General features: G+C 59.2%; 27 protein-coding genes. 10 read left to right on the top strand and 17 right to left on the bottom strand.

Annotated elements, in window-relative coordinates:
* The first annotated feature begins 1 nt into the window (after position 1).
* The 4 genes from cyoA to cyoD are packed head-to-tail and all read left to right on the top strand — an operon-like array spanning position 2 to position 3,870.
* Positions 2-928 (top strand): ubiquinol oxidase subunit II, encoded by a 927-nt coding sequence (cyoA, locus tag J3Q04_RS22260; protein WP_434609302.1) that lies wholly within the window; start codon positions 2-4, stop codon positions 926-928.
* 22 nt (positions 929-950) lie between these two features.
* Complete coding sequence (gene cyoB, locus J3Q04_RS22255; RefSeq protein ID WP_434609305.1) at positions 951-2,924, top strand: cytochrome o ubiquinol oxidase subunit I; 1,974 nt, start codon at positions 951-953, stop codon at positions 2,922-2,924.
* Between the two features lie 2 nt (positions 2,925-2,926).
* Positions 2,927-3,541: a cytochrome o ubiquinol oxidase subunit III gene (gene cyoC / locus J3Q04_RS22250; RefSeq protein ID WP_434609307.1), complete on the top strand. Its 615-nt coding sequence runs from the start codon at positions 2,927-2,929 to the stop codon at positions 3,539-3,541.
* Complete coding sequence (gene cyoD / locus J3Q04_RS22245) at positions 3,541-3,870, top strand: cytochrome o ubiquinol oxidase subunit IV (RefSeq protein WP_420767572.1); 330 nt, start codon at positions 3,541-3,543, stop codon at positions 3,868-3,870. The genes cyoC and cyoD overlap by 1 nt, the downstream gene beginning before the upstream one ends.
* 141 nt (positions 3,871-4,011) lie before the next feature.
* On the opposite strand, the gene J3Q04_RS22240 is transcribed toward cyoD, so the two are convergent.
* From J3Q04_RS22240 to J3Q04_RS22215, 6 genes are all read right to left on the bottom strand, one after another.
* A complete protein-coding gene (locus J3Q04_RS22240; protein ID WP_039594237.1) occupies positions 4,012-4,944 on the bottom strand; it encodes a phosphatidate cytidylyltransferase in 933 nt (310 codons plus the stop codon).
* Between the two features lies 1 nt (position 4,945).
* Complete coding sequence (locus tag J3Q04_RS22235) at positions 4,946-5,566, bottom strand: lysophospholipid acyltransferase family protein (protein ID WP_420767573.1); 621 nt, start codon at positions 5,564-5,566, stop codon at positions 4,946-4,948.
* Between the two features lie 196 nt (positions 5,567-5,762).
* Positions 5,763-6,227: a hypothetical protein gene (locus tag J3Q04_RS22230; RefSeq protein ID WP_434609311.1), complete on the bottom strand. Its 465-nt coding sequence runs from the start codon at positions 6,225-6,227 to the stop codon at positions 5,763-5,765.
* Positions 6,224-7,561 (bottom strand): phosphatase PAP2/dual specificity phosphatase family protein, encoded by a 1,338-nt coding sequence (locus J3Q04_RS22225; protein ID WP_434609314.1) that lies wholly within the window; start codon positions 7,559-7,561, stop codon positions 6,224-6,226. Before J3Q04_RS22225 ends, J3Q04_RS22230 begins: the two co-directional genes overlap by 4 nt.
* The gene (locus J3Q04_RS22220) at positions 7,561-9,318 is read right to left on the bottom strand and encodes a bifunctional alpha/beta hydrolase/class I SAM-dependent methyltransferase (RefSeq protein ID WP_434609317.1); all 1,758 of its coding nucleotides are present in this window, start codon (positions 9,316-9,318) and stop codon (positions 7,561-7,563) included. The genes J3Q04_RS22225 and J3Q04_RS22220 overlap by 1 nt, the downstream gene beginning before the upstream one ends.
* Positions 9,319-9,328: 10 nt before the next feature.
* Positions 9,329-9,952, bottom strand: a complete 624-nt coding sequence (locus J3Q04_RS22215; RefSeq protein WP_434609320.1) for a CDP-alcohol phosphatidyltransferase family protein — start codon at positions 9,950-9,952, stop codon at positions 9,329-9,331.
* Positions 9,953-10,108: 156 nt separating this feature from the next.
* On the opposite strand from J3Q04_RS22215, the gene J3Q04_RS22210 reads away from it, so the two are divergent.
* Positions 10,109-10,567 (top strand): GNAT family N-acetyltransferase, encoded by a 459-nt coding sequence (locus J3Q04_RS22210; RefSeq protein ID WP_434609323.1) that lies wholly within the window; start codon positions 10,109-10,111, stop codon positions 10,565-10,567.
* Positions 10,568-10,618: 51 nt separating this feature from the next.
* Here the strand turns inward: J3Q04_RS22210 and J3Q04_RS22205 are convergent, their stop codons facing one another.
* The 3 genes from J3Q04_RS22205 to J3Q04_RS22195 are packed head-to-tail and all read right to left on the bottom strand — an operon-like array spanning position 10,619 to position 13,067.
* Positions 10,619-11,572, bottom strand: coding sequence for a hypothetical protein (locus J3Q04_RS22205; protein WP_434609325.1), 954 nt, complete (start codon positions 11,570-11,572; stop codon positions 10,619-10,621).
* 5 nt (positions 11,573-11,577) lie between these two features.
* Positions 11,578-11,862, bottom strand: coding sequence for an acyl carrier protein (locus J3Q04_RS22200; protein ID WP_434609327.1), 285 nt, complete (start codon positions 11,860-11,862; stop codon positions 11,578-11,580).
* 20 nt (positions 11,863-11,882) lie between these two features.
* Entirely contained in the window at positions 11,883-13,067 is a 1,185-nt protein-coding gene (locus J3Q04_RS22195) for an MFS transporter (RefSeq protein WP_434609329.1), read from the bottom strand.
* 272 nt (positions 13,068-13,339) lie between these two features.
* Between J3Q04_RS22195 and J3Q04_RS22190 the strand changes: the two genes are divergently transcribed.
* The 5 genes from J3Q04_RS22190 to J3Q04_RS22170 are packed head-to-tail and all read left to right on the top strand — an operon-like array spanning position 13,340 to position 18,439.
* Positions 13,340-14,809, top strand: a complete 1,470-nt coding sequence (locus J3Q04_RS22190) for an AMP-binding protein (RefSeq protein WP_434609331.1) — start codon at positions 13,340-13,342, stop codon at positions 14,807-14,809.
* Positions 14,810-14,853: 44 nt separating this feature from the next.
* Positions 14,854-15,804: a chlorinating enzyme gene (locus J3Q04_RS22185; protein WP_434609333.1), complete on the top strand. Its 951-nt coding sequence runs from the start codon at positions 14,854-14,856 to the stop codon at positions 15,802-15,804.
* Between the two features lie 54 nt (positions 15,805-15,858).
* A complete protein-coding gene (locus J3Q04_RS22180; protein WP_434609335.1) occupies positions 15,859-16,770 on the top strand; it encodes a hypothetical protein in 912 nt (303 codons plus the stop codon).
* 39 nt (positions 16,771-16,809) lie between these two features.
* On the top strand, positions 16,810-17,061 hold the full coding sequence (locus J3Q04_RS22175) for an acyl carrier protein (RefSeq protein WP_434609337.1): 252 nt from the start codon (positions 16,810-16,812) through the stop codon (positions 17,059-17,061).
* A 58-nt stretch (positions 17,062-17,119) separates the two neighbouring features.
* Positions 17,120-18,439 (top strand): tetratricopeptide repeat protein, encoded by a 1,320-nt coding sequence (locus tag J3Q04_RS22170; RefSeq protein WP_434609339.1) that lies wholly within the window; start codon positions 17,120-17,122, stop codon positions 18,437-18,439.
* A 60-nt stretch (positions 18,440-18,499) separates the two neighbouring features.
* Here J3Q04_RS22170 and J3Q04_RS22165 read toward each other — a convergent pair whose 3' ends face one another.
* From J3Q04_RS22165 to J3Q04_RS22130, 8 genes are all read right to left on the bottom strand, one after another.
* Positions 18,500-19,456, bottom strand: coding sequence for an amidohydrolase family protein (locus J3Q04_RS22165; RefSeq protein WP_434609340.1), 957 nt, complete (start codon positions 19,454-19,456; stop codon positions 18,500-18,502).
* Positions 19,449-20,051, bottom strand: coding sequence for a gamma carbonic anhydrase family protein (locus J3Q04_RS22160; protein WP_434609343.1), 603 nt, complete (start codon positions 20,049-20,051; stop codon positions 19,449-19,451). The genes J3Q04_RS22165 and J3Q04_RS22160 overlap by 8 nt, the downstream gene beginning before the upstream one ends.
* A 24-nt stretch (positions 20,052-20,075) precedes the next feature.
* Positions 20,076-20,828 (bottom strand): class I SAM-dependent methyltransferase, encoded by a 753-nt coding sequence (locus J3Q04_RS22155; RefSeq protein ID WP_434609345.1) that lies wholly within the window; start codon positions 20,826-20,828, stop codon positions 20,076-20,078.
* A gap of 43 nt (positions 20,829-20,871) precedes the next feature.
* Positions 20,872-21,387: a GNAT family N-acetyltransferase gene (locus J3Q04_RS22150; RefSeq protein WP_434609347.1), complete on the bottom strand. Its 516-nt coding sequence runs from the start codon at positions 21,385-21,387 to the stop codon at positions 20,872-20,874.
* Positions 21,365-21,883, bottom strand: a complete 519-nt coding sequence (locus J3Q04_RS22145) for a hypothetical protein (RefSeq protein WP_434635312.1) — start codon at positions 21,881-21,883, stop codon at positions 21,365-21,367. Before J3Q04_RS22145 ends, J3Q04_RS22150 begins: the two co-directional genes overlap by 23 nt.
* A gap of 135 nt (positions 21,884-22,018) precedes the next feature.
* Entirely contained in the window at positions 22,019-22,915 is an 897-nt protein-coding gene (gene argP / locus J3Q04_RS22140; RefSeq protein WP_434609353.1) for an HTH-type transcriptional regulator ArgP, read from the bottom strand.
* A 366-nt stretch (positions 22,916-23,281) separates the two neighbouring features.
* A complete protein-coding gene (locus tag J3Q04_RS22135; protein WP_434609356.1) occupies positions 23,282-23,476 on the bottom strand; it encodes a DUF1737 domain-containing protein in 195 nt (64 codons plus the stop codon).
* A gap of 141 nt (positions 23,477-23,617) precedes the next feature.
* Positions 23,618-23,854 carry a hypothetical protein gene (locus J3Q04_RS22130; protein ID WP_434609358.1) on the bottom strand — a complete coding sequence of 79 codons (237 nt, stop codon included), beginning with the start codon at positions 23,852-23,854 and terminating at the stop codon, positions 23,618-23,620.
* Positions 23,855-23,867: the final 13 nt, after the last annotated feature.

Here is a 23,867-nt window from a genome sequence, read left to right as displayed (position 1 = left end):
CATGCGAACTCGACTGCCTTGTTACTTATCAAGGTTGTTGCTGGTCGGCGGGATGCTGTTGCTCGGCGGTTGCGACATGGTGTTGTTCAATCCCAAGGGACAGGTCGGCGTTGACCAACGCAACTTGATCATTCTCTCGACGCTGTTGATGTTGCTGGTGGTGGTGCCGGTCATCGTCATGGCGTTCGTCTTTTCGGTGAAGTACCGCGCTTCCAACACAAAGGCGAAATACACGCCGGAGTGGGCGCATTCGCGAAAGATCGAAACGGTGGTCTGGGGTGTCCCGCTGGTGATCATCATCATTCTGGGCGTGGTCACCTGGAAGTCCACCCATGCGCTGGACCCTTACCGGCCCCTGGATTCGGACGTGAAGCCGCTGGTGGTGCAGGTCATCGCGGCGGATTGGAAGTGGGTCTTCATCTATCCGGAACTGGGGATCGCTACGGTCAACGAGTTGGCGATGCCGTTGGACACACCGGTGAATTTTCGCGTGACGTCCGACGGTGCCATGACCTCGTTTTTCATACCGGCACTGGGCGGGCAGATCTACGCCATGGCCGGCATGCAGACCCAACTGCACCTGATTGCCAACGAGGCCGGGGAATACCGGGGCATCGCCGCCAACTACAACGGCCCGGGTTTTTCCGACATGCACTTCCGAACCCTGGCCACCGATGCGGCGGGCTTCGACAAGTGGGTCGCCGACGTCCGCGCAGGGCAAGGGCGGTTGGACAAGGACAGTTACGCCCGACTCGCCCGACCCACGGTCAAGCACCCGGTGGAGCACTACGCCTCGGTCCAGCCGGACTTGTTCCAGAGCATCATCGATAAGTACGAAGGCATGAACCGATCCCGGGAGGTCGAGCATCGCATGGAGCACATGCAAGGCAGCATCGAATCACCCGTCGGGGCCCGGCAAGGGCAGTAACAAGATCCTGGAGTAGAACAGCATGTTTGGAAAACTCAACCTTGAGGCGATCCCGACGGATGAGCCCATCATCATGTGGACCCTCGCGGTGGTGGGGCTGGTCGCCTTGGCGGGCATCGGCGCCATCACCTACCGCCGCAAATGGACGTACCTGTGGAAAGAGTGGTTCACCTCGGTCGATCACAAGCGCATCGGCGTGATGTACATCGTCGTCGGCCTGGTGATGCTGCTGCGCGGGTTTTCCGACGCGATCATGATGCGCACGCAGCAGGCGATGGCGTCCGACGGTTCGCCCGGTTACCTGCCACCGGAACACTACGACCAGATCTTCACCGCCCATGGCGTGATCATGATTTTCTTCATGGCGATGCCGTTGGTGGTGGGGTTGATGAACATCGTCGTGCCCTTGCAGATCGGTGCCCGGGACGTGGCGTTCCCGTTCCTCAACGCGTTGAGTTTCTGGCTATTCGTGGCCGGCGCGATGCTGGTGAACATTTCCCTGGCGGTCGGTGAGTTCGCCCGCACCGGTTGGGTCGCTTATCCGCCGTTGTCGGGGCTTTCCTACAGCCCCGGGGTCGGGGTGGACTATTACATCTGGTCATTACAGATATCCGGGGTCGGAACGTTGCTCACCGGGGTGAATTTCTTCGTCACGATCCTGAAAATGCGTACACCGGGTATGACGCTTTTCCGCATGCCGGTGTTCACCTGGACGGTGCTGTGCACGGCGGTGCTGATTCTTGCATCGTTCCCGATTCTTACCGCGACGCTGTTCATGCTCAGCCTCGACCGCTACCTGGACATGCACTTTTTCACCAACGAGCTGGGCGGCAACCCGATGATGTACGTCAACCTCATCTGGGCCTGGGGCCACCCGGAGGTGTACATCCTGATCCTGCCGGCGTTCGGCATCTTTTCCGAGGTGGCGTCCACCTTCAGCCGCAAGCGCCTGTTCGGCTATCACTCGCTGGTGTGGGCGACAATCGTCATCACCATCCTGTCGTTCATCGTCTGGGTGCACCACTTCTTCACGATGGGCTCGGGGGCGAACGTCAACGCCTTCTTCGGCATCATGACCATGATCATCGCCGTGCCTACGGGAGTGAAGATTTTCACCTGGCTGTTCACCATGTACCGCGGGCGAGTTCGCTTTGAAACGCCGATGCTGTGGACGGTGGGCTTCATCGTCACGTTCAGCATCGGTGGCATGACCGGCGTGCTGCTGGCGGTGCCCGGGGCGGATTTCCTGCTGCACAACAGCCTGTTCCTGATCGCCCACTTCCACAACGTGATCATCGGTGGCGCCGTGTTTGGCTACCTGTGCGGCCTGACCTATTGGTTTCCCAAGGCATTCGGCTTCAAGCTCCATGACGGCTTTGGACGGGCGGCGTTCTGGTGCTGGATTGTCGGCTTCTACTTCGCCTTCATGCCGTCCTACTTCCTGGGCTTCATGGGCATGACGCGGCGTTTGAACCACTTTGATGTTCCGCAGTGGCGGCCCTGGCTGGAGCTGGAGTTGATCGGTGTCGGCATCATCCTGTGCGGCGTGGTCTGCCAGATCTTGCAGTTCTACTTCAGCATCCGCCACCGCCACCAGAACCGCGACCTGACGGGCGACCCATGGGACGGTCGCACGCTGGAGTGGTCCACGGCGTCACCGCCGCCGTTCTATAACTTCGCCCAGCAACCGGTGGTGGAGGGCATCGACGCCTATTGGGGCATTAAGGAGCGTGGGCAGAAAACTGCCATCGAAGCCGACTTCCAAGCCATCCACATGCCGCGAAACACCGCCATGGGACTGGTCATCAGCCTGTTCAGCCTGATCATGTGCTTTGCCCTGGTGTGGCATATCTGGTGGCTGGCCATTGTCGGGTTGGTCGCGACCATCGGCGGCGTGATCTGGCGCAGCGCCGATGACGACATCGATTACTACGTGCCCGCCGAGGAGGTGGCGCGCATCGAAAATCAACGCATCAAGATGTTGGCGGAGGCTTGATCATGTCCAATCTCGTTCAACCCAACGCCACCGCGCCGGAATCCGAACACGGGCACTCGGACGCCAGCTCCATGACCCTGTTCGGGTTCTGGATCTACCTGATGACCGACTGCATCTTGTTCGCAACGCTGTTTGCGACCTATGCGGTACTGGGGCAAAGCGTCGCCGGTGGCCCTGGCGCCGCCGACATTTTCGAATTGCCCTACGTCCTTACGGAAACTTTCATCCTGCTGTTCAGCAGCATCACCTACGGTTTCGCCATGCTCGCGCTGAGCGCTGGCCAGAAGCAAAAAGTGCTGGCCTGGCTCGGCGTGACGTTCCTTCTCGGCCTTGCGTTTATCGGCATGGAAATCCATGAGTTCGAGAAACTCATCGCCGAAGGCTATGGCCCGAACCGCAGCGCCTTCCTCACGGGCTTCTTCACCCTGGTGGGCACTCACGGCCTGCACGTCGCCACCGGCCTGTTGTGGATGGCTGTCGTTATGTTCCAGGTTCAACGCAAAGGCCTGACCACCGTCAACGCGACCCGCATGGGCTGCCTGAGCCTGTTCTGGCACTTCCTCGACGTGGTGTGGATTTGTGTGTTTACCGTGGTCTATCTGTTTGGAGTGATGTAATGAGCAGTCATCAGAGCAGCGTCGATGCCAGCCATGGCAGCGCAAAATCCTACCTCACCGGGTTCGTGCTGTCGGTCATCCTCACCGTCATCCCCTTCGCCCTGGTGATGTATCCCACATTGCCCAAGCCCGTGACGGCCGGGATCGTGGCGATATTCGCGGTGATCCAGATCGTCGTCCACCTGGTGTATTTCCTGCACCTGAACTTCTCACCGCAGCAACGCTGGAACCTGACGGCGCTGGCGTTCTCAGCGGTGGTGATTGCGCTGCTGGTGGGGCTGTCGCTGTGGATCATGTACAGCGTGCATCACAATATGTTGGCGCATTGAATGTGCACCACACCGCTTTTGTGGCGAGGGAGCTTGCTCCCGCTCGGCGCGGAGCGGCCCTAAGATCTGGGGGCTGCTGCGCAGCCCAGCGGGAGCAAGCTCCCTCGCCACAGGTAAGCGGTGCCTCAGGACAGGGTTATCTCAAGTCCACCAATACCGAACCAGATGAAAGAAGATCGGCGCGGCGAAGCACACCGAGTCCAAGCGGTCGAGCATGCCGCCGTGGCCTTCGATCATGTGGCCCCAATCCTTCACGCCCCGGTCGCGCTTGATGGCCGACATGACGATGCCGCCGGCAAACCCAAGCAGATTGATCAGCAAAGCGATAAGGAATGACTGCCAGGGGTTGAACGGCGTGATCCACCACAGCGCGCCGCCGATCAGCGAGGCCAGGAAAATGCCGCCGACAAAACCTTCCACGGTCTTCGACGGCGACAGGTTCGGCGCGATCTTGTGCTTGCCGAACAGCTTGCCGCAGACGTACTGCAACACATCCGAGAGCTGCACCACGATCACCAGGTAGGCGATCAGCAACAGGTTGCGCCCTTCAAAACCTGCAATGTCCAAGGTCAGCAGGGCGGGCACGAAGGAAATGCAGAACACCGCGATCATCAACCCCCACTGCACTTTCGACGCGCGTTCGAGGAAGTGCGTGCTGTCACCGCCCAGCGACGCGAGGATCGGCAACAGCAGGAACACGTACACCGGAATGAAGATCGAGAACAGTCCGTACCAGTCGTAGTAGATCAGCAGGTATTGCAGCGGCAGTGCCAGGTAAAACGCCGCCACGAGGGCGGGATAGTCACTGCGCCGGGTCGGCGTCAGGGTCAGGAATTCGCGCAATGCGTAGAACGACACGGCGTAGAACAGCAGGATTACCGCCGCGTTGCCGAGCCAGAACGCGATGCCGATCACCAGCACCATGATCCACCAGGCGTTGATCCGCGCGTTGAGGTTCTCGATGACTGAGTTCGGCGCGCCTTTGGTCCGCAGCTTGAGAATGAAACCGATCAACGAAGCCAGCAGCAGAATCGCGCCGATCCCGCCAAACAACATCAAGGTATATCGATCCATGTCAGACGTGCTCCGGGGCCAGTGCCAGCAGCGCGGCACGGCTGCGTTCTAGAAATTGCTCTTTGCTCTCGCCTTCCTCGATGCACAGCGGCGCGCCGAAGCTGGTGGTGCACAGCAGCGGCAAGGGCAGCACGCGGCCCTTGGGCATGACGCGGTTGAGGTTGGCGATCCACACCGGGATTACCTCCACCTCCGGGTGGCTTTTCATCAGGTGGTAGATCCCGCTCTTGAACGGCAGCAGGCCTTCGTCCGGGTTGCGCGTGCCCTCGGGGAAGATGATCAACGAGTCGCCGTTTTCCAGCGCGTCGAGCATCGGCTGCAATGGATTGTAGGCAGGGTCCTTGCGCTCGCGATCCACCAGCACGCCGTTGAACACCCGGTTGATGATGTAGCGGCGCACCGGGCTGGTTTGCCAGTAATCGGCCCCGGCAACCGGGCGGGTGAGCTTGCGTAGCGCCGGTGGCAGCGAGGCCCAGAGCAACACGAAATCACCGTGGCTGCTGTGGTTGGCGAAATAGATCCGCTGTACCGGCGTCGGCGCGCAGCCGAGCCACAGGCTGCGAGCGCCGGTGACCATCCGCGCGGCGGAGGTGATGAGATTGGCGACCACGGGTTCGAACATGAGGATTCCTTGTCCTGAAAGCTTGAAGTTATGCGACATCTATCGCAGGCAAACAATGTGGCGAGGGAGCTTGCTCCCGCTGGGCTACGAAGTAGCCCTAACACTGAGGTCGCGGTTTATCAGGCAGATCATAGGGGAGGGCTTCGCCCTCCAGCGGGAGCAAGCTCCCTCGCCACAAAAGCCATTTATTTCCTGTTTAAGTTCCAAGGCCCGAATAAACCAGCCAGGGACTCGCCAGGACGAAGCTCACCGTCAACAAAGCTTGCGTAAACACCAGCCAGGCTTGGCGGCGAAGCAGGCGCATCGAGCCGTGGCTGCGCTCGGGCCACGACCGCCCGCCACGCTCGGCCGGTTGCAGGCCGAGATTGGCGAGGGCCTCGTCCAATGCTTGGGTGCGTTCGGTCAGTGGCTTGCCGGCATCCGCGACGATTTGAAACAGATCGGCATCAAAGGCCACGCGAAACGCCAGATATTTTTCCTGCATGCCGAGGACGAACACGCCGAAGCTCAGCAACAGCAGCCACGGATCGACGCTGCCCACCAGCCATTGGCCCAGGCCGATCAACGCTGCCAGCAGCGTCAGGCCAGTGGAAAGCTGATCCAGCGAATGACCCCGGCGCAACAAGCTCGCCACGGTGTGCAGTTCGATGTCACTGCTCATGACCATTCCCCGAACCCTGCGGATATTTGCCCCAACGCCTGGCGATGGGCCGGGTGTAGGACGACACGCGGGCGCACACGCTGGATCTGCGCAATGGCTGCGTCGACGCTGGCAGCACGGCCAGTGCTTAGCAACCACGCCGCCACGGCGGTGGCGCTGCGCGAATAACCCAAGGCGCAGCAGACCAGCACCGGCCCGTGCTGGCGCAGGTGCTCGATTTTCTGCGCGGCCTCCAGGCATTGCTCGGTGGTCGGTGCGGTCAGGTCGAGCACAGGCAAGGTGCGATAAGCGATTGCCGTGCTGTCCATGGACAACTCGGCGCACAGGTCGAGCACCCCGTTGAACGGGCTGTCCTTCAGCGCTGTCGACGTAGGAATCCGCCCGAGCCAGACGTCATCCATGATCTGGTCAGGTTGCGGGTGCTTGCGCGTCCACAGGCGGGAATTGATCCACGCCGCCATCAGATAAGGCGCCAGCAACCAGCGCACCGCCGGGCTCAGCCGGCCGTCTTCACGTTTCTGGAACCCGCTCGCGCCGAACACCAGATAATTCAGTGCCACCATGAGCAGCGCCACCGCCGGCCATATCAGCCAGAGCCACGCGCCACCGTAGGCAAACGCCGGGATGAACATCGCCGCCGCGCCCAAGCCATAACGCATGGCCAAGCGTCGACGGGCTGGATCGGTCGCCAGGCGCGCACTCAACAGCGGACTTGGCCGGTCCAGCGGCCACAACCAGACACACAACCACCCGGCCAGCGCGCCGGTCGGCACGTCGACGAAATGGTGTTGGTAAGTGGTCAGCACCGACACGCCGATCAACGCGAACCAACCGTGCATCAGCCAACGCCAGACGCCTTGCAGGTGGCGCTCATAACAGACCCAGAGCACCACCAGCAGCGCGATGTGCAGCGACGGCGCCTGGTTGAACGGCTTATCGAAGCCGGCCAGTACGTCAAACATCCAGCCGAACACCCCGTCCATTTCCGGCCGAGGGAAGGTAAAAGTCAGCGGCCAGAGCAGGAAGCAGCTGACGGCAATTCCTTGGGCCGTGAGCAGGCGCAAGGCGTGGCGCTTGAGTTCGTCGCGGCTGTTGGGCAACAGCAGTGATAGGCCGTATAACAGGTCAATCGACCAGTACGGCACGATCGTCCAGGCCATGAACGGCATGTGGCTTTCCCAGCCGAACACCAGGCTGCCGACGTCGTCACGCTGGGCCGTGACCCAGGTGGCGAAGCCGTACGTGGTGAAGAACAGCGGCGCCAGCAACAGCAGCCACAGCACCGCCGGTTTCAGCAGCGCGGGTTCGCGGACCGGAGCGATGACGGCGCTCATTACTGGACCCGCTGCGCCAGCGACACGCTGAAAATGCCCCACTCATCGACACGCAGGGTGATCTTGCGAAAGCCCGCCGCCTCGACCAACTGATCCATTTCCGCCTGGGTGCGCCGACGCATCACCCAGGCCTGGCCGGCGCGGTGGCTGGTCAGGGCGCGGGCGATCAGTTCCAGTTGCGGGTGCCACGGCTGACCGGTGTAGACCAGGAAACCGCCGGGCTCCACCGCTTCGGCCAGGCCCGCGAGGGAGCCGCCGACCATCTGGTTATCGGCGAACAATTCGTACAGGCCGGACACCACGGCGAGGGTCGGCTTGGGCTCCAGCGCCGCCAGGTCCTGGCGGTCGAAGGCATCGCCCTTGACGAATCGGGCGATGTCGCCCAAGCCCTTCTCGACGATCAGCGCACTGCCGTCGCGCACGTTGATGTCGCTGTAGTCGCGCAGCAGGATCGACTCCGGCAACGGGCTGACGCCTTGCAGCGCTTCCAGAATGTAGCGGCCATGACCGGCGGCGATGTCGACGATGCGCACCTCGCGGTCCTGGGCGCGCAACTCGGCCATCGCCAGGCGCAGCAACTCCTCGACGTGCACCTTGCGCTGGCGAATACCGCGCCAACCGATGGAGTTCAGGTAGTTCTGGTCGATCATCTTGCCCAGCGCCGACGTGCCGGTGGGGCGGTTGCGGTAGACGTAGTCCAGGGTGCTGCCAGAGTCGAAACCGGTGTCGAAGCCCAGTTTCACGCCGGCAGACAGCTTGCTGCCAAAGCGCATGCTGGCGCGGGTCATGCGCCAGTAAAGATCACGCAGCGAGTTGTGCGGCAGCGGCGTCGCCAGGGTTTCGGCTTCGGCGCAGGTCACGCCGAGGCGATCGGCGTCCAGCAGGGAAGGGCGCTCCAGCGGGCGGGCAAAATTCTGCAGGATGAAACGACGGGCGCTGGCGATGGCTGGCGCACGGTTCTTTTCGCCCAGAGTGTCGTGGAAGAAGCCCGGCAGGATGTGCTTCTCCTTGTGCAGGCTGCCCAGGCGCTCGAAGAACTGCTCCTGGGGTTTGCGATGCACCACGAAGTCGGAACCGGAGATCAACAGCTGCGTCGGTACCTGGATCGCCTGGGCATCGGCTACAACCCGGTCGGCCGCTTCGTACAGGCCCAGCAGCACGTTCACCGAAATGGCCTTGGTGATCAACGGATCGCTGTCGTAGGACGCCACCCGCGCCGGGTCATGGCTGAGGAACTTGGCCTTGACGTAGCTGTTGACGAAGAAGTTGCCACGGAACTTGCGCATCAGCGCCAGGCCCGGACGGGCGAACGGTACGTAGAGCTTGACCTTGAAGGCTGGCGACGCCAGCACCAGCGAGCGAATGCGCGGCGCGTAGTCGTGGACCCAGGTAGACGCGATCACCGCGCCGACGCTTTGTGCGATCACGGCGATGTTCTGTTCGTCGATCTGGTGCGTGGCGCCGATGTGATCGCAAAAAGTCTGCACGTCACGGGCGCTGGTAGCAAAGCTAGGGCTGTCGCCGCGCTCGCCCGGCGACTGGCCGTGGCCACGTGCGTCCCAGGCGAAAAATTCGAACCCGGGCAGATCCAGCTCATCCACAAGGTGCGCGATGCGCCCCGAGTGTTCATGACCGCGGTGAAACAACAACACAGCCTGACGGGGTTCACCCGCCGTGGCCTCGACAGCCGGCCAGTGCCGGTAGAACAACTCCACGCCGTCGTGGGTGGTGAACGTCAGTTCCTGGGCTTCACGCATTGCAATTTCCTTATGCTGAGGGAGCGTTTTCCGACACCTGGCTCAGGCCATGGCGGACCCGATTGACCAAGGTATAAACGAGCAGGGCGGCAACCACCGCCATCACACCATCAACCCACAGCGCCCCGAGCCAACCCAGGGCAATACCGGTCGCCAGCACGCCAAACACAAACGCGCGGTCACTCTTGCCCATCGGCCCGTCATAGCGCCGCGAAGCCCCGACCATCGCGCCCAGCACGCCAGCGTATTCGCTGAACAACGCCAACAGCGTGACCAACAACACAAGCAACAGGCTGGTATCGGGAAACAGGGCAAAAGGCAGGATCAAGGCCGCGTCGGCGATGATATCGCATAGCTCATTGAGGTAGGCGCCCAGATTCGATTGCTGGCCGAACTCCCGCGCAAGCATGCCATCCACCGCATTCAACGCCATGCGCAGGAACATCCACACCGGCACCAGGACGAAAACCCACGGATGGTTGGCGAACCATGCAATCACCGCCCCCACCAGCACGGAAACGAAGCCGGCGAGCAAGGTCACCTGGTTGGCGGTGATGCCTTTGTCGTAAAGGCGTTGTACGGTGGGACGAAGCAGGTTTTGGAAGGCAGGCTTGAGCTGATAAATGGAAGGCATGTGAAATGAGATCTCGGCCGGATTCGGGGCTGGGCTTGTTCAGCTGCGAGATTACGATAGGTTGAGGCCTTGCAGGTGGGTATTTGCTGGGAATGAGCGCGGGTAGGCATCTGCGCCGTATACGCGGTGGAAAAAGACTACAGAAGGATGGTTAAGATGCTGCAAGTGGATTGGCTCCTCAACCACATGGATAAATGCAACCTGATGGCCGAATGGCTGTATCGAGAATTTACCTATGAATTCGCCCACCAATCATTGGCCCACTGGCAGGAGGAATTCTCGGCAGGCCAGCGCGATGGCCGCTGGAAATGCCTGATCGCCATGGAACATGACCAACTGCTGGGCGGTGCCTCGCTGGCACATGACGACCTGCCCGACCACCCCGAGCTCGGCCCGTGGTTGGCCTGCGTATTCGTCCACCCGGATGCCCGACGAAGGGGGTTGGCCGCGCAATTGATCGAAGGCATCTGCAACCATGCCAAAGAAGCAGGTTTTGCGACGTTGTTCCTGCACACCCACAGTGAACGGGATTACTACGCCAAGCTTGGCTGGGAAGTGCTGGAGCGCTTCGAGGCTTGGGGCAAGGAGCAATGGCTGATGGTGCGGTGTTTGTAATCGCCAGCGGCTTGCTCGCCAAAGGTTGACGCCTGTTTCTTTGGTTGCAGGCTAGCTGGCGATATCGATCGTCCGGGTTAAACGAAGCTCACGCAGATAGTCGGCTTCCAACCCGGCCAAGGCTGCACAGCGCTCGATCAAGTCGCGGCGGCGAACCTTGCCGGTTATCTGAGCCATCGCCATCAGGCCTTTGAGTACACTGGCTTCCTGGACAAACAGGCCAACCCGTTTCATGGCTGCAACGGGAGCACCGGTCATCTCCAGATAGCGGGCAAAGCAATTGCGGGAGCCGGCCAGGAGCGTGAACACATCGTGCAATGCCCGAAACTTTGTCGTATTGCTGGCCAGCGGGTTGTCCAGCAACTGCTCCAGATGGCCATAGAACCAAGGGTCGGTGTTGAAGTCGTCCAGGAAGGCCTGGTGACGCTGACGGAATGTAATCTCGACATCAGGCGATTGAACTGGCGTCCATTCCAGGCAAAACATGCGCCGGCTGCCCTCATTCTGGAAGAACTGTTCAATCACTTCGTGTGGGTAACGGTATTCGCACAACACGCTGGCAGCGTTGTCGTCGACCACCTCCCAACTGCCATCGGCATTGGCCTGGCGCAGCACGACAACATGCTGCGCATGGGTGCTACGGTATTCGGGGCAGTGAGCGAAGTAATACACGTCTCCTGAAAGGAACGCGCATCCATGGGCCTGGATTTGCCCATGGATAATCGGCAGCAGGTCATCCAGGCACTTTGCCTTCTGCTCGTGGAAACGCACGCCCAGCAGGGCCAGGTCGTCTTCGGCGAAGTAGCGGCTTTGCAACGCGTACTTGGGCTTGTTCTCCACCACCATCTGCTGGAACAGGTCGCCCACGGTCGGCAAGGCGTTGTAAAACAGCCAGTCCACTTCGATGCCCAGGCGTTTCATGAAAACTACAGCGTGGCGCTGGAAACAGTTGAGAAAACGACGGTCGTACAAATGCACATCGTAGGGAAACTGTTGTTCTTGCATGAGGCCTAGTCCTTTTCCGGGATAGCCAAGTAGTGATCTTGGAGCAGCCTTGCCACGGATGCCGGGCTGCCCAGGAACTGGGGCGCCAGATGATCGGTTTCGAATTCGATTTGAAACCAGTCTTCCAGGCGCGAGACCAGGAGGATCGCTTTCATCGAGTCCATCCCGGCTTCGAGAAACGACACGTCCGGGTTCACCTGGACGCTTTGGGGCGCGACTTCTTTCATCAGTTGATAGATTTGCGCGAGAACACTGTGGTGACGATCGGCTTCAAGGCCTGCGTGACTCATTGGTTGCCTCCCTTCATGTCTTATGAGCGTGCCAACGGAACGGGTCGCGGGGCGCGACGCAACTGAGCCAGCCCCAGCAGCCCGGTGGCGGTGATCACACCGGTGCCGATCATCAGTGCCGGTCCGGATGCTGGCCCCATAACCGACGCCGACGTGGCGAACGTCAGCAACAACGGGCCCGTGGCCTGCATGGAATACGCGCAAAAGGTGCTGCGGCTGCCCACAAGTGCCGCCTGGGCATCGTTATTGGCGCTGCGCATCAATTGGCTGCGGACGGCGATGCGCAGGTGATTGGTGATAAAGCCGACCAGGAAGGCACCGATCAGCGAAAACGCGACCTGAGGGGCCATGACCATCACCGCATCGACGACGATCAGCCCCACCGCGAACATGGCGAGTCGATGCTTGCCCAGTGGCATCAATGCCGCCAGGAAAGCGCCGATACCTGCGACACCGGATGCAATGCCGAAACTGGTAGGGCTCCAATGATTCACTTGTTGATAGACGACCGGCATCATGCTGTTGAACGCGCCGATATGCAGGGCAATCAGCCCCAGGCAGGCCATCCAGCCATATGGCATGTCGAACACACGATCGCTGGTCTGCTTGTCTTGTCGCGGTTTCGCGCTGTCCGCTACGGTCGTCACGCTACGTTTCATCCTGCCCGCCAGCAGCGCCGGGCTGAGAGCGGCCCCCGCCAACGCCACGCCCATCAGGAACGCCGAGTCGCTGAGCCAGCCCAGCAGTGCTCCGCCGGCCAGCGAACCGGTGAAGCCGCCGACTTGGATGGCCGTTTGCATATAGCGCGCGGCATCGTCGGCCGATAGCCAGTCGGCGACGACCCGACGGGTATTTTCGATTTCCAAGGAGCTGGCGGTCAGGAAGTCGGCCGTCCCCACCATCAGGGCGATCAACAAAAAAACGCTGAGTGCCGTGGCAAGCCCGAGCCATGCCAACAGCGCCGCCATGAGAAAAACGGCGACCCGTAAAATGACCAGCCAGTGGGCATCGATATTGGCGGCGCGTCCCCGGCTCACCACATCCAACGCGAACGGCACGGCGACCGAGAAACACAGGACGACGCCAAGTGGAACGCTCGACCCCGACAGCTTGAGCGACATCCAGATCACGCCGGTCAGCACGGCCTGGTCGCAAGCCGTAGCCAGCGCAACGACGCCGTAGAACAGATAGTTTCGAGCCGACATGATGAAGCTCCGCTGGACCGATCAAGTTAATGGCATTGACGAAACCAGCACCGTCATACGCTGGTCCCGCAAAGAGAAATGGCGTGACCTGACGTTCAAGGGGCAGGGTGTATGGCGTCACGGGACGCCTGAAAATACCCAGCCGCCGCTGAAGTCCGCAACTTGCGTTAGTAAAACTAAAGGCTGCTGCAAAAACCTAACGCAACGCCACGAGCGAGATAGCCGGTAGTAGTCTCTAGCGACCGATGCCATCGGACGCAGGAGCGAGCGGCATGAAAAGTGAGGGACTGGAAACACTGGTTTCAGAACTGAAGCACAATCAGCGCAATGCAGTTTTATTCCACCGTAGTGCGGAAGTGGAGCGCGTCCGGTTTTGTGATCTATACGAAACGATCGCTGTCGTTTCGCGGCAACTCCGCGAGGCCGGGATCACTGCCGGCATGCAGGTTGCCATGGTTGCCGAAAACGGTAAGCCTGCTTTTGTCGTGGACCTCGCGTTGTTGCACATCGGCTGTGTCGTCCTGCAGCTTCCCGAGAAAGCGTTCCAAGGCGGGCTGGCCGATATCGATCAAGCCACTCTTGACTTCCTGTTGGCCGGTCCCTTGTACGGCGAGGCGGTGGACGGCGAGCTGTGGCGCCCCGTAGGGCCGATCTGCGGGTTGGGCCTCTTTGAAAAAATAACGTCTTCGAATGTGTCTCACTCCGTCGTCGGCCCGGTCATTTTCTCGTCGGGAACCAGTGGCAAGGAAAAAAAGATTCGCGTCAACAACGCGACCGTCCTGCATAACGCCAGGCAATTCTTTTCAGCCATCGATGCCGGGCCAGACGATCGTTTCCTAATCTTCCTGCCGCTGTCCAACTACCAGCAGAAACTGTTGATCTACGGGTGCATCGACGCGGGAGTCGATATTGTCTTGAGCTCCATGCAGAACGTCATGCAGGCCCTCAAGCAGACGTCCCCAACCTTGTTCCTGGCGCCACCGCTGTTTTACGACTCGATGTGGCGCCTGGCGGACGGGGACGGGGACAAACTGCGCGTGCTGTTCGGCGCCAATATCCGGCAGATGTGGAGTGGTATGGCCGCACTGCCGTCGGCTGTGCTCAATGGATATCGTACGGGCGGCCTACCGCTTCTGGAAGCGTATGGCATGACGGAATACGGACCTATCGCAGTCAATACCCTTGATCACAATCGACCTGGCTCGGTTGGGCGGGCATTGGTTCCAGGTAGCGTGATGCTGGATGGCGATGGGGAAATCCTGCTCAAGTCAACTCGGCGGTTGACCTGCGGTTACGTGGACCAGCCAGAGGAAGTGGAGCGCGCTGTCTATCGGGACGAAACCCTTATCGCCACGGGCGATATCGGCCATATCGACGAGGACGGTTATATCTTCATCGACGGCCGTAAAAACGACACGATCATTACTTCGGGCGGCCAGAAGATCCACCCCACTTCAGTCGAAGAGGCTTTCAACAGCCTGCCCTTTGTTCACTGTGCGGTAGCGCTGGGCGCCCGTAGACCCCACTTGGGTATGTTGCTGGTCGTCGAACATATCGATTCGAATGCCCGGCAACTCATCGAGCGCACGATTGACAACTACAACCGTGGCGCCACCGTGCCGATACGAAATTATTTCCTGTCGACCGAGCCGTTCACCACGGCGAACGGCCTGCTGACGCAAAACATGAAACTGCAACGCAAGAACATCTCTTCACGATACGAAGCTTCCGTATTCAATTAAGCCGTCACGCAACACTGATCTTCCACACTCAGAAGGCAAGGAGATTGACCTTGGACACGTTAAAAGAAGATTTTGGACTGAGCGATGAGGAAATCGCGTTTTTCTTCAAGAATGGATATGTGAAACCGTTCAAGGTCTACGAGCCGGAAGAGATGGAGAAACAGTGGCGGACGGTGCGCCTGCAGACGCTCGATCGCAGCAACGCGGTGTATTCGGACAACACCATTTCCAATGCGGGTAACAACAACCTCGCCAATTATGACCGGCACTTGGATATTCCTTTCCTTGGACAACATGTCTGCAACCCCAGGATTGTGCATAAAGTGCGTAGCTTGATGGGCAAGGACTTGCTGTGCTGGCGCACCGAATTCTTTTCGAAGTATCCCGGCGATGCGGGTACCGATTGGCATCAGGCGAACACGTTCGCCGGCGTGGCGGGGCGGCCTCATATTGTCTGGCCTGATGACTCAGGGCGTCGCGGCACCTTGACCGCCTGGACCGCTTTCACCGACACGATGAAAGACACGGCCTGCATGGCGATCGTCCCGGGCACTCATAACATGATGCATTACGACGAAGAGAAGCGCCTGATCTTCAACCCGGAGAAAAATAACGATCTGGTCAAGGATGGCGTTCGTCGTGGGCTGTGGGGGTATGACTACCGTGACCTGCAAGTTGACCCTGACTGGAAGCCCGACGAATCAAAAGCGGTCTATTTCGAGATGAAGGCCGGCGAGTGCGTGATCTTCTGGTCGACCGTCCTTCATTCGTCGCTGCCGCACCTGGGCTTGACCGACAAAATGCGCCTGGGGTATTCCGCGCGTTATGTGCCGCCGGAGGTTCTGATTCACCCCGATACCGACATGCTCCACGAGTTCGGTGGTGAAGTCAGCCTGGAAAACTACGGCGCCGTCGTGGTGTCGGGCGAGAACCGTTATTCACATAACCGCATTCGCGACAAGAACATGCTGGGCGATCCGTTCATTCCAGCCTGACCACTCTCGGGCCGGAGGCCTTCCGGCCCTGTTCTTGTAATAGGGAAAATACGGATGCGCATAATGATCGACGCGTGTGCCTACGTTCTGGGTGAACTCGAACGTCCGTATCACGAAGTGCTTGATTTCACGAAGCAGCTGGAGCGATTCGGCTATCCGGATGAGCCGAGCGTGTTTGGCTGGGGAAGCTACTTCAAGAGCGACGGCGATATATTCGAGCTTGGCATAAAGTCAGCACGTCAGACACTGGCTCGCAGCACCGTGTCCGCGGACGATATCGACTTTGTCATGTTCTGTTCAACCTGCTTCCCTGGCGATGAAATCGAGTACATCAACTACAACGTTCGGGTGTCGCAAGGCTTGGGATTGAAGAAGGCATTTCCCATCGGCGTAACGCTGAACAATTGCATCAGTTTCATAAGTGCAGTCGTGATGGCCGAGAGCATGATTCGTAGCGGGATCTACAACAATATTCTGGTTATCACGGCCGACAAGGTCTATGACGAGTCGATACGTTTCAACAACTTTGCTTTGCTCAGCGATTCGGCGGCGAGTTGCCTGGTCACGCGCCAGGAAGTTGCAGGTCTGCAAATAGTGACTTCGCGTTTTGGTGTCAGCGAGGACCCCATGACCTCCAACCATGGGAAAGATGAACCCGAACTCTATGGGCGAATCCTCAACGAGCTGTTGGACGCTGGCGGAACCCGCCTGGGTGATGTCAGTAAAGTGTTTTGCAACAACATCTTCCGTCCCGTGACGCAACTCAAGGAAACCCGCCTCGGCTTTTCTCGCAGACAGTTGTACCTGGATAACGTCGCGCGCTGCGGGCACTGCTTCTCAGCCGATACGCTGATCAACTATGTCGATTACGCCCGTCAGAACCCGCCGACCGAGGGCGAGAAATTTCTGTTCTCGGTCGATGCGCCCAACCTGCGCGCCAACCTGCTTGTTCAATACAAACATTAACCGCCACTTCATTAAACATCTGTCATGCGGAGGAACGCCATGAACATGCCAACCCAGGAACTGCACACTCAGACCGACACCAGCCCGCTATCGACAGTCCACACCATTTGGGCGGAAGTGCTCAAGCATCCGGCGCTCGACGATCAAGCCGACTTCTTCGACGCCGGTGGTAACTCGATGTTGCTCATTGCGATATTGAACCTGATCCACGAGCGCCTCGACCGTGAAATCAACCCGGCGGCGCTGGTCAGTGGCATCACGCCGGCGAGGCTTGCGGAGCTGGCCGCCTGAGCCTCACCAGGCCAGCGCTTCTCAGTGAACGACACGGGACCAACAGGAAGGACTTTTTATGATCGAGTTCATTGATGCTCGCGGTGTGCCGGTGCGTGTACACGACGCCGCCGAAGCAGACGAATTGGAGACTGCCCTGGTCGGCATTCTTGGAATGGAGTTCGATCCACTTCCGCTCCTTCAACAGCGTGACGTTCGCTGCCCGATTTCCCGGTTGATCGAATGTGCCGTCCGGTTATCAAGCATGGAGGACCGGCAAATACAGCACGCCATGGTGCTGCTTGGCGGTCTGGACCAAGAAGATCTGGACCTGCGCGAGCACGGGCACCTGGCTGCATGCAATCACTGGGTCAATCAGGACTATGAACTGGCCCATGCCTGCTGGCGGGAGCTGTTGGCCCTGCATCCTCGGGATATAGTGGCCTTGTTCAGCGTGCACATGCTGGAATTCAACATGGGCTGGACCGAGCGGATGCGCGAAACCATGGTGACGGCCAGTCCTTCTTGGGCGCTCATGCATCCGCTCTATGGTTACGTGCGAGGGATCGAGGCCTTCGCGCTGGTGGAAAATGGTGACTATGACGCCGCGAGTGTCGCGGCCGAATGTGCCCTGGCGATCAATCCGCGAGACATTTATGCAATCCATGCCGCCTGTCATGTCGGCTATGAACGCGGAGAATATGCCCAGACGTTGAAATGGCTGGACGATACGCAGAGCAGTTGGGCCGACAATCTCTGCATGCGCATCCATCTATGGTGGCACCACGCATTGTTCAACCTTTATATGCAGCGTCCGGACGCAGCATTGCAGACTTTCCATCAGAAAATCAGGATCAAGAACGACCCCGACGGCTATGAGGACCTCGACGCGGTCAGCCTGCTGTGGCGCTTGTCGCTGACCGGCGTGGATGTCTCCGACCAGTGGCAGGAGGTCGCACAGTATTGGATGCCGTCGATCGATCAGTCGCAATACTGGTTCAACGATGTGCATTCGATCATGGCGATGGCCAGCTCCAATCACCAGGTATTGGTGCAACGCATCTTGCGACGTATTGACACCACGTATGCCAAGGTCCCGATGGTTGCCAACGTGACACGGACCGTTTGCCGGGGGCTGATTGCATTCCAGCAGGGTGACTACGACTGCGCCCTGGAGCTGCTAGGCAAGATCCTGCCCGCGGTGCGTTCCATCGGGGGCAGTAACGCGCAACGTGACCTGCTGGAGTTGACCGCGATCGAAGCCGCCATACGTGCCCGGCAATTCGACCGCGCGAAACATTTGATCGAGCAGGGGCGCAGCTTGCGTCACCCTTCGCCCTTTCGTACGTTTTTTATCGATCGCTTGGAGCACGACGAACCGATCCATCTGCGAGCGTGACCGACCTGGCGCGCCCTGAGCATTGCGCTTGTGGGCGTAATGCTCGCCGGATCGGCGCTATCATCGATCGCGCGGCGCGATTCCATTGAGCAGGCGTTGCATGTTCCCCGAAAGAATCAGGCTGGCGTCGTGGTCACTGATAGCGTGTTCGGGGTCAACGATGAACGAGCGAAGGCGCCTGTTGATCGATTCATGATTATTGATGGGCCAGTCCGTGCCGAAGATGATCTTGTGATTGATCTCATTCTCGAACAACGCTTTCAACATGGGCGCCTGGCCGCGAGAGTCGATTGAATGCTGTGCGCCGCTCAAGTCGAGATAGACGTTGGGACGGTACTTGCACAGCTCAATGCATTGTGTCTGATCATTGACCGCGCCGTGGGCCAGGATGAACGGGATGTCCCGATAGCGGCGCGCGGGTTCGTCCACCCAGCGGGCTTGGGCATGGGCAAAGGACAGCGCCGGGGATGTCGGCCCGATGTGCAACAGGACGGGCAGACGATGAGCGTTGCAATATTCATAGAAGGGCTCCAGCAACGGATCGTTGGCCTGGTATCCGCAAGGCGGGTAGAGCTTCAAGCCGCTGAAGCCGTACGTCTCGATCCCGCGTATGAACAGGTCGAGTCCGTCCTTACCCCAGCGTGGGTCGACGCCGGCGAAGACTTCGAAGCGCCCCGCGTGGCGTTGGAGAATGGCCTGGTGTTCCTGGAACATTTCTTCAATGCTCAGTTCGCTGTCCGGCAATGCATAGGTGAAGTCCGGCAGCAGGAGGACGGAGCGATGGATGCCCGAGCGGTCCATAGCGGCGACTTGAGCGTCACCCTGGTGGTCGCATAGGTCCCGCTGGAACTGATCAATGATCCTGGACCTGGGAACCGGAAACCCACTGGCCTGGAGCTTCACTTCGATATTGTCAGCGACGCCCTCCAGGAAGCTCAGGGGGGTGAAACGCGTGGAGGCGACATGGCTGTGGCCGTCGACGAGCGGGCCGACGATACGCCCGGGCTCATCATTCATCATCCACCTGCTGCTTGCGAAGGAAGCGTGCGTAGCGCTCCATCATCTGCCTGACAACGCCTTCGCTCTCGCGATCGACGCCGAATACATAGCGGGGGAAATCCAGCGTCTTTTGGACGTTCCAGATCTGCTCATGCTGGTCGGCGGGGAAGTATTGGGCCGGATCGCCTACCGCGACCCAGCCGATCGGCACCATGGCGCCTGCTTCCATCACGGTCTTGATGTGAACGACACCATTGATGCGGACTTCCGCGCCTTTGCCAATGTGGGCGCCATTAAAAACGCAAGCGCCGGTGGCAATGAATACCTCGTCGTCGATCCGGCAGCCTGTCAGGTGACAGTGCGGCCCGACCATCACATGGTTGCCGATCTGGCAGTCGTTATGGGCAGTGCTGCGGATGACGGCGTTTTCCATGACGATACAATTTTCACCGATCCTCAGCGTGCCGCCCTCTGCGACGAGGACCGCGCCGTGTCCGATGACGGTGCCTGCGCCGATAGACACATCGCCCTCCAGGATTGCGCTCGATGCAATCCGGGCGGAGGGCGCAATCTTCTGGTTCGTGGCCGCGTTCAGTTGGGCTTTGTCAGGCATGGGATGCTCCGTGATTCCTTTCAGTTACTGTTTCGCTGCGGATACGAAGAATACGCCGATCCCCGCCCAGCCACCTGGACTCTCGATGCTGTCCTGGATGATCGCCAATTCGCGCCGGGCCGCTTCGAGTTCGGCCTCGGGAAGCACTTCCATCTTGTAGCCGAATACCAGGTCGCAGAACGCCGAGGCTCCGATCAGCGAAGTGGACACCAACAGCATGCTGCAGCGGATGTCGCCGTAACCGGCTCGTTCCAGATAATGGGCCAGCTTGCTGCCCACGTGACGGTCGCCGCCGCGAGCGGCTTGAGCCTTGGCCACGCGGGCAAGAAATGACTGCAGTTCGGGCGGCTGGGGCGATGCGCCAAACCAGCGGTCATCGATGTCGCAAATGCACAAGCGGCCGCCAATCGCCAGGCTGCGATGGATATTGCGCAGGGCACCCAGCGGGTCCGATAAGTGCTGGAACACCAATCGAGCGTAACTGAAGTCGAACTGCCCCGGGTCGGTCAATCGATCGTCATAAAGATTGCACTGGCGAACCTGAGCTTGATCAACCCCCGCGACGGACAGTTGCTCGCGTGTTTCATTGACGCTTATCTGATTGCAATCGAGTGCCAGCAACCTGCTCGGTTTCGTACGAATTGCAATCTGCGTCGTAATGATGCCGGGACCGCAACCCACGTCGAGCACCCGCTGCCCTTCAGCCAATCCGGCTTGTCTCAGGTGATCGAACTCCAGATCCAGCGCGATGCCCGCTTGGGATTTCAGGCGACGCAAGGAGTCCTCGTTGTCTCGAAAGGTTCCCAGCTGATACGACTCGTCAACGACTGACACCATGAGTATTCCCTTCCATTTTTTTCTGTAGCCAGACTATGTCGACCAGATTGTTTTCCAACTTGGCGATTTGTGGGATTCGTACACATTCGTAAAAGCCTTGGGAAATACACCCGCGAGCGCTGGCGTGGTTCGGCCCCAAGATAATGGCAACCAACGATTCGAAACCGGCCTCGCGCGCAGAGACCTCCAGTGCCTGCAACAATCGAATACCCACGCCGCGTGCGCGCATGTCCCGTCGTACATATACGGCAACTTCCGCCATGGTTTCATCGTCCGGTCGGGCTGAAAACGGCTTGAGTGCGCCCCAAGCGACCGTATCCCCCGCGCTGGAAAGATAAACGAGGACCGCAAACCGCTGGTTTTTTCCGAAATAGGTAAGTTCGAACTTTTCAATGCTGTGGTGGGGAACATCGCAATTGGCGAAAACCTTGTCGGCAATTGCCTGGTTATAGGTTTCCACCATGGAGGGTAAATCGTCAGGAGTGGCTGGCCGAATCATCTGGTAACTTCCTGTAGAAGACATTCAACGTTGAATCCCCACTTGCTCCCACCGCGCCGCCTAGCCTGAACGGACTGCTGGAAAACCAGGCAGCGAGTTGTTTCATCTTGCTGTCCACCACGCAGATAAGCGTGTGTACGCCTTGTTCCAGACCATGTGATGCACAGGCCGAGGACAGCACATCGAAGACGGTGAACGTGGCGTCTTCATCGTCACTGTGCAAGACCAACTTCATGCTGCCGTCATAACCGGCACGCTCGTGAAAACGAAAGTAAACGGCCCATCCTGAAGGACTACCATCCTCACGCGTACAACAGTAAGCAGCGCCTGGTCTTAATGGGTTGAATATTTCGGCGACGCAATCACGCGGGCTGGAAAATCGTTGGGCAAGCATGTGTCTCCAAGTATCGCTGCCTTGGCAGTCGATCAAGCATTCCAATATGGCGTCAGGTGTCATGAGGTGTACGTGGTAAGCAGGTAATTCAGTACTTTTCACGATGACGAGCCCCTCGCTCACCCCTGCTGGATATCGCCCGATTCTACGCCCCCAGCCTTTAGCGCAAACCGAGCGTTAGTTTTTTTGAAGCGGCGGCAGTAACGCTTAACAAGTCTTGACGTCATGGCAGCTCGTTCAACATGGCGTGGGTTGAAGAGACCTGCTGGCAGTGTCGATGATTCGTTTCGCCACCAGATCCTTGACGACTGAGTGGTTCATCCAGCCGTGCCAGTAAAGGGGCTCCCTGTAGCTGCTCTGGGGCATCAGATCGACCAACTGACCCTCGTCAATCAACGGCGCAGCGACATCCGCGGGTATCAGCGCGTAGCCAAGTCCCGCCAGGACCGCGTCCTGGACTCTCGGCAGCGAAGGCAAGTAGTGGCAGGGAAATCGCTCGATGGAGACGCCCAGCAATTCGCGCAGGAAGGCGGTATGACGGGTATCGTTGCGTCCCCGCGTGATGGCCGGTGCGTCGAGCAGGGAGTGCGTTCCCAGGCCCCGGGCCAAGTAACGGCGCATGTAGCCAGGCGTGCTGACGCATTTGTATTCCATGGCCCCCAGAGGATGTACTTCGAAGCCATCGAGGGTATCGGCAATGACTGATACACACCCCTGGACATCACCGCGCTTCAGGATATTGAGACTCGAACAACGATCATCGGAAATGACCTCCACACAAACCCGGTCCGCTCGCATCAGTTCGATCAATAACGGCGCAAACCAGGTGTTGAGTGAATCGGGATGTACGCCGATGGCGACCTTGGAAGTGGTGTTGCCCCTGTGCGAAAGACGCCTGAGCACGTCATGTTCCAATGAACGCAATGCCGAGACATGCTGCAACAAGGCCTGGCCGGCGGAGGTGGGATGGATAGGTCTTTCGCGAATGACCAGGATAGTTGAAAGCGAGTTTTCCAGAGATTTGATTCGCTGCGATATGGCACCGCTGGTGATGTTGAGCGCCGACGCAGCGCGTTCAAAACTTTTGTGTTCAATGACGCAGGCAAACGCTTCCAACTGTTGGCGATCCAGCATGACAACCTCCCTGTAGGCATTGAGCATCCGCTACTCAATGCGCGTGATCATGACGTCCATGTGCTCATGGCAATCTTGCCATCCACATACATTTCACACTGGCAGCAATCCGAAACCGGATTGTTTCAAAAGGAAGACAATCGTGGGGAACACGGCCCAAATCGATTTGAACTGGAAACGCCCTATTATGGGGCGTCGCGTTTGTATTCTTTTCCGATACAAATCGCGTCTGCCCTCAGGCCCTGTTAGTGCTGAGAGCTATATACTTATGCGGATACAAAATAGACCTTCGAACCCTATCAGACAAGTCCCAATCTCCTCGCTTGGATCCAAAAAGTACTGGCCTTTTGCTTGGGGGCATTGCTGTCAAGCCGGTGCCATTGCCGAAGGCCAGACAACCGCCTGGGCGACGATGACCCGTTCTCCGTTGAATGTGACGGAGGGAGCGCCATGGAGCATATAACCCATCTTCAATGCATCGCTGACGCGATGACAGAACGCGGAATCGTCTGGGCCGGTCAGCACGCGATAGATCGGAAGGCCTTCGGGCGGAAGGGACATAGAGTTTCTCCTTGGGTCAGAGCGGTGCAGCATTCCTGATTGTCCGGTGCTGCCGTGGATAAGCGTTCTACGTGTGTTGGCAGTCTACTTCGGCGCGGGGGAAGGCGAATACCTGTAAAGGGAATGCTGGCGCGGTTCCGCCTAACCGCCTGCCCGCAGGGGCCCGCCGACCGGTACGTATGCCACCGGCGCATCCTGAGGCAGAGTCTCGATCGGATCCTCGCGATAACCGAAGCCTTCTTCCTTGAGATTGATCGAATGCACGCTGTGCTCTCGGGCGGTGCTGTCGGTGAGCTTGGTGAATAGGCGGTGATCGGCGGGCAAGGTGAAGCGGTCGCCGGGGTGGAGTTGGGCGAAGGTGAGGGTTGGGTTGTTCATGGCGGCGGGGCTC

This window comes from Pseudomonas sp. D4-21 (genome assembly GCF_051132125.1).
Lineage (GTDB): Bacteria > Pseudomonadota > Gammaproteobacteria > Pseudomonadales > Pseudomonadaceae > Aquipseudomonas.
This window is presented reverse-complemented; position numbering and strand designations above follow the sequence as displayed.